The sequence below is a fragment of the Streptomyces sp. MB09-02B genome (genome assembly GCF_033794485.1).
GTDB lineage: Bacteria > Actinomycetota > Actinomycetes > Streptomycetales > Streptomycetaceae > Streptomyces.
On sequence record NZ_JARGEE010000628.1, the window covers coordinates 1 to 3,716 of the forward strand.

The following is a 3,716-nucleotide window of genomic DNA, read 5'->3' on the forward strand; positions in this document are numbered from 1 at the left end:
GCCGTGGTCGGGGTGGGGGTCGGGGCCGTGTGCTGGCTCGGCTCCCGCTACGACCGCCACCACTGACTTCCTGACCGGCGGCCGCACCTCCCCCCAGCGGCCGCCACCCGGGGCCCGCGACTTCCCCCAACCGCGGGCCCCGGGCCCCAACCCAACTCACGAGAGGAGCCCTCCGATGAGGGACTACAAGCCCGGCATCCACCTCACCGGCAACGCACGCGAGACAGCCCGCCAACGCGCCGCCGACCTGTACACGCAGGGCTGCACCATCCGCTCCGTCGCCGATCAGATCGGCCGGTCGTACGGCGGCACACGGGTCCTCCTGTTGGAAGCCGGCGTGACCCTGCGCGGACGCGGCGGACGACTCCGGAAGGCGGCCGTCTGATGGGCCCGTACTGGGAAGACCCCGACAGCGGGCTGCAGCTGCACTGCGGCGACATGCGGGAGATCCTGCCCGCGCTCGGCATACAAGCCGACTGCATCGTCACCGACCCGCCCTACGCCGAAACGTCGCTGGAGTGGGACCGCTGGCCCGACGGCTGGCCCGCCCTCGCCACGATCGTCGCCTCGTCGATGTGGTGCTTCGGCTCGATGCGCATGTTCCTTGACCGCGCCCCGGAGTTCACCGACTGGAAGCTGTCCCAAGACATCGTGTGGGAGAAGCAGAACGGCTCTGGCTTCGCCACCGACCGCTTCAAGCGCGTCCACGAACACGTCACGCACTGGTACCGCGGCGACTGGAACGCAGTGCACCACGAGACGCCCAAAACCGAAGTGCACCACCGCACCAAGGGCAACGCGCGCGGCGGCCAGCCCGACCACACAGGAAGGCGCGGCACGTCCGTCTGGGAGGACGACGGGACCCGTCTCCTGCGCACTGTTCAGCGGGTGCCGAACATGTGGCGGCGCGGCGCCATCCACCCGACGGAGAAGCCCCTCGGGATCCTCGACCCGCTGATCCGCTACGCCTGCCCGCCCGGCGGGCTCGTCGTCGACCCGTTCGCCGGGTCCGGCAGCACCCTCGACGCCGCCCGCCAGTCCGGCCGTCGCGCCATCGGTATCGAAGCCCGCGAGGACTACTGCGAGGCCGCCGTGCGCCGCCTGTCCGCGCTCACGCTGCCCGCCGCCTGACCGCAGCACGAAGGCCCCGCACGGACAGGTGCGGGGCCCGACAGGAAGGAGGAGGGGTGTCAGGAGTCGACAGCCAGCGCGGCCGCGTGCAGCGCGTCGCGGATGGTGCGGGACTTGCTCTCGTCGTAGGACGTGGCGCCGGCGCCGGGTGTCTCGGTGCGGCGGTGCAGCTCGTCGATGATCGCCCGGTCGCGGACGGCCCGTTCGTAGAACTCGGTTGGCACCACCATCGCGACCCGCTTGCCGCGCTCCGTGAAGGCCCCCGGCCGCTGCCCCCAACTGACCTCGCGAATCAGCGACGTCAGCGCGGCACGCGCGTCGGTCATTGCCACCTCGGCGACGCCGTCCTTCTCGATCTCGATCTTCGGGTGCAGGGCCATGGCCAGAGTGTAAGTCATTGCCAATCCTTCCATTCTTTCCAATCTTTAAAGTAGTATGGCAGCAAGGAACCCGCGCTGCCAAGACGCGCAATCCCCTAACTCCGCACGACCGAAAGAAGCCCAGATGGCCGTCTCGAAGCGCCTCCGGTACGAGATCCTCCGGCGCGACAACCACACCTGCCGGTACTGCGGAGCATCCGCCCCGGACGCCCCCCTGCGCGTCGACCACGTCACCCCCGTCGCACTCGGCGGAAGCGACAAACCCGAGAACCTCGTCACCAGCTGCGAACCCTGCAACAGCGGCAAGAGCAGCGCCACCGTCGACTCAGCAGTCGTCGCCGATGTCGACGCCACCGCCGTCCGGTGGGCCGACGCCATGAAGCAGGCCGCTGAAAACCTCCGCCAGCAGCAGACGCCCAAGGACGAATACCGCGACGCCTTCCTCGCCGAGTGGAACCGATGGGGACACGGCGAAGGCGAGGCCCGGACAACCGTCGAACTGCCCGCCGACTGGAAGCCCAGCATCGAGCGCTTCCGCGTCGCCGGCCTCCCCGCCGATGTGTGGAGCGACATCGTCGACACGGCCATGGGCTACGAGAAAGTCCTGACGGTCAACAAGTTCAAGTACTGCTGCGGCATCGCCTGGAACAAGGTCGCCGAACTCCAGGCCGAAGCGCGGAAGATCGTCGGCTCTGCGCCGTCCGCCGCCGCCTTCGACATCGAGAACCCTGACGATCTCGTTCTCGAAGCAGCACTCCTTACCTGGGGCCAGGATTGGACGTGCACCTTCAAGGGGGGCCCGACGGCCGAGCAGGTCGCACAGTTCAAGTCCAGCGCGGCTCAGGCCCTGGCGTCCGGACGCAGCCTCCCCGACATCCTGCACGCCGCCGAATACGCGGTGATGTTCGAGAGCGCCGACATCGCCGAAGGCATCGAGCAGCGCAAGTCGGCCGCCGAGTTCGAGCAGCAGTACGTGGCCAGCCTCGTCTTCGAATACGCCTGGACCCAAGCCTCTGGCGGTGAGCAGCCTCCGCAAAAGGTTCGAGACCAGGCGTGGAACAGCTGCGTAGCCCTCTACAAGCACGGCCTGCACCCCGTCCACGTCATCGCGGCAGCCGCATTCGCCGGCACACACCTGACACCCGTCCTGCACTGGGGCCTGCACGGCACGGACGCGCTCAAGGCCGTGACGGACCTACCGGGTTACCAGCACGCCGAGGACCTCTGGGCCCGCTCGTGGCGGTACGCGGGGCCGACCCCCGCGTGGCCCACCGACGAGGACCGGTGGGCCTTCCGGGCATCCCTCGACTCGGTCCACGACGCAAACAGGTACCGCTACGCCGACGTCTACGCCGCAGCCGTCCGGGCCGGCGCATACCGGGACCACGACCCTTCTCCCCACCTGACCATCACCACGGACGCCCTTGCGGCGGCCGGGCTTCTCTTCGACGGCGGTGACAACTGATGGCCCGCGGACACGGACGCATCCTCACCAGCATCTGGGACGACGCAGACTTCCTCGCCCTCGACGAGCGCGAGCAACGCCTCTACCTGTTCCTCATCAGCCAGCCGAACCTGAACCACGCCGGCCTGCTCGACCTCACCCTCAAGCGCTGGTCCCGCAAGGCGCGCGGCCTCACCTCCGCCGAACTGGAGAAGCTCCTCCAGGCCCTGGAGGACGCCCGGTTCATCGTCATGGACGTCGACACCGAGGAGTTGCTGATCCGCTCGTTCGTCCGTAACGACGGCGTGTGGAAGCAGCCGAAGGTGATGGGCGCCATGGTGTCCGGGGCGCTGGAGATCTCCTCCTGGCGCCTGCGCACGGCCCTCCTGGCGGAAGTGGACCGCGTCCCCCTCGACGAACTCAGCAACGAGCCGGGCGCCCGCGGAGTGTCCATCCGGCAACAGGTCGCCGAGCAGATCACCACCCTCCGCAAGGCGTTCGGCAACCCCCCGACCGACCCCAACGGAAGGGGTTCCGTAACCCCCTCCGCAACCCCTTCGGGAACCCCCTCCGATACCCCTGCCGAAGAGGGTCGGGAAGCCCGGGAGCGGGGGGGGGATCGGAACCGAGCTGGATGCGCGCCACGTCATGTCTGTGGTGACGGACACGGTACCTCAGCGTATTATAATAATAGTGCTAACACGAGTATAGCGCACGTAAGTACAAGAATATAGAACAAACAAGAAGAAGAAAAGATAATT

At 68.1% G+C, this 3,716-nt stretch carries 5 protein-coding genes; 4 read left to right on the forward strand and 1 reads right to left on the reverse strand.

The annotated features are described in order from the left end of the window. Positions 1–175: 175 nt before the first annotated feature. Both P1P70_RS41920 and P1P70_RS41925 read left to right on the forward strand, forming a co-directional pair. Positions 176–385, forward strand: a complete 210-nt coding sequence (locus P1P70_RS41920) for a helix-turn-helix domain-containing protein (protein WP_413471666.1) — start codon at positions 176–178, stop codon at positions 383–385. Continuing rightward, the gene (locus P1P70_RS41925; protein ID WP_319247342.1) at positions 385–1,131 is read left to right on the forward strand and encodes a site-specific DNA-methyltransferase; all 747 of its coding nucleotides are present in this window, start codon (positions 385–387) and stop codon (positions 1,129–1,131) included. Before P1P70_RS41920 ends, P1P70_RS41925 begins: the two co-directional genes overlap by 1 nt. 59 nt (positions 1,132–1,190) lie before the next feature. Here P1P70_RS41925 and P1P70_RS41930 read toward each other — a convergent pair whose 3' ends face one another. Then, a complete protein-coding gene (locus P1P70_RS41930; RefSeq protein ID WP_319247344.1) occupies positions 1,191–1,529 on the reverse strand; it encodes a type II toxin-antitoxin system prevent-host-death family antitoxin in 339 nt (112 codons plus the stop codon). A 106-nt stretch (positions 1,530–1,635) separates the two neighbouring features. Here P1P70_RS41930 and P1P70_RS41935 point away from each other — a divergent pair, with 106 nt between their 5' ends. Then, the gene (locus P1P70_RS41935; RefSeq protein WP_319247345.1) at positions 1,636–2,976 is read left to right on the forward strand and encodes an HNH endonuclease; all 1,341 of its coding nucleotides are present in this window, start codon (positions 1,636–1,638) and stop codon (positions 2,974–2,976) included. Further along, positions 2,976–3,689, forward strand: coding sequence for a hypothetical protein (locus tag P1P70_RS41940; RefSeq protein WP_319247347.1), 714 nt, complete (start codon positions 2,976–2,978; stop codon positions 3,687–3,689). The genes P1P70_RS41935 and P1P70_RS41940 overlap by 1 nt, the downstream gene beginning before the upstream one ends. Positions 3,690–3,716: the final 27 nt, after the last annotated feature.